General features: G+C 66.6%; 1 protein-coding gene. It reads right to left on the reverse strand.

All coding sequences use genetic code 11. The features are described from left to right. Positions 1–632, reverse strand: a 632-nt coding sequence (locus ACFQ7F_RS45835) for a hypothetical protein (RefSeq protein WP_383285744.1), incomplete at its 3' end; no start/stop codon positions are given. Positions 633–1,598 lie beyond the last annotated feature (966 nt).

Raw genomic sequence — 1,598 nt, forward strand, 5'->3', positions numbered from 1 at the left:
GGGTGCGGTCCAGGGCGTCGTCCGGGCGGCTGCCGTCCAGGCAGAGCACGAAAACATGGCCGAATCTGGCCTCGTAGGCGGCCTGGCCCACCGCTCAATGCCGCGAATCCCACTGGAACGGCCAGCCGAGTCATACTCTGCTTCGCTGCCTCATCGGCGATCTTCTCGCCCCACATCCTGGCGAAACCAGGGTAATTCTCCTTCAGGAGATGGACGATAGCTGCTTCCTTGTCGATACTTCCCGCTGCAGTCAGAGCCGTCGCCGCAAGCGGAACACCGAAGGACACGGCGCTGAGCGCATCCTTCTTGATCGCGCCGGTCCACCGGCCGGTGATGACCAGCACATCGTCCATCGGGTCGATCGAGGCATTGAGGTGATGACCGATCCCCCAGGCGGTGTGCGCCATCTTCCGGTAAGTGAAGACCAGCGAACCGGCCATGGCCGGGAGCTTGGCTACTCCAGGAATCATGCTGGCGACCGTGGCACCCGCGACCGCTTGCGTCCCCTGGTACCAACGCCACGTTGTGGGAGAGGAGAAGCCATCGGCCCTCTTGACCACGTGTGCAGCCTCACCGGTGACGACAAGGAACACTTTCGGGAAAAGCTCTTCTGCTTTTTCCTGGAGCCCCACGGTTCCCCCCACATACGATTCCCCTGGCCCGCGAATCCGGCAGCCGCCCTGCTCCTCCCCGATCGACTGTGCCGATAAACAAAGCCATAAATCGTGTAATCGTTCGACTGTGGGGCGGTCGGGACCCGAGAGGGGGCAAGGTAAATCTGTTAGACAACCGACAGGTTGAGACGGGCGCACGCCTCGGAGCGCTGCCAGATTCCTTGGGCACCTCAACGTTCCAGGCCGGGCGTCCGGCGCCGGAGGCGTACACCCCGGCGCTGGTGCGCTACGACGACGACCAAGGGCTCACCGGCTGGAACCTGCGCCTGTCCCGATGAGTTCGCCCCGCCGCGGCGCTCGGCGCTGCCCTCCACCCGGTGGTGCGGCCCCGCGGGCGCGGGTGAGGAGTCGCGCCCGGTCAACTGCATGATCCGTAGGGGGCTGTACGGTCGGCCGTTGTCGGCAGCACACGGACCGTGGCGCCCGAGGTGATCTGTGCACGGAGGCTTTCGATCTCCTCGTGCTGGGCGGCCAGCCGCGAAACGGCCAGGGCCCTGAACGCGGTCAGTTCCTCTACCCGCGCGTCACGGGCGGTCACGCGTGCCCTCAGCTCGGCATTGGCCTTCTTCAGCCGCTCGATCTGGGCGTCGCGCGGGTCAACGACCTGCCCGGCTTCGCGGAGTTCACGGGCTGCGGTGCCTCATCGAACGCTTCAGGAGTCCGAGCTGGTAAGCCTCGTCCTCGTCGATGTCTCATGAGACACACTGAACGTAGAGAAGCCTCCCAGGGCACGGTCTGCCGGGTGAGGCTGGCGTGCATGGCGCTCAGGTAGCCGCGGCGGTCCTCGCGCAGGCGGCTGGCGATGATGACGGTGATCAGGGGCGTGGCGTGCGGGGGCAGCGAAGGCTCCAGGGAACGAGAAGGGTGACTAGCGGCTCGGGGCGGGGCGCGCGGCCCCGGCCTTCGCCGGGGCCGCTGCGGAAG

Origin of the sequence: Streptomyces sp. NPDC056486 (assembly GCF_042795295.1) — a bacterium.
GTDB lineage: Bacteria > Actinomycetota > Actinomycetes > Streptomycetales > Streptomycetaceae > Streptomyces.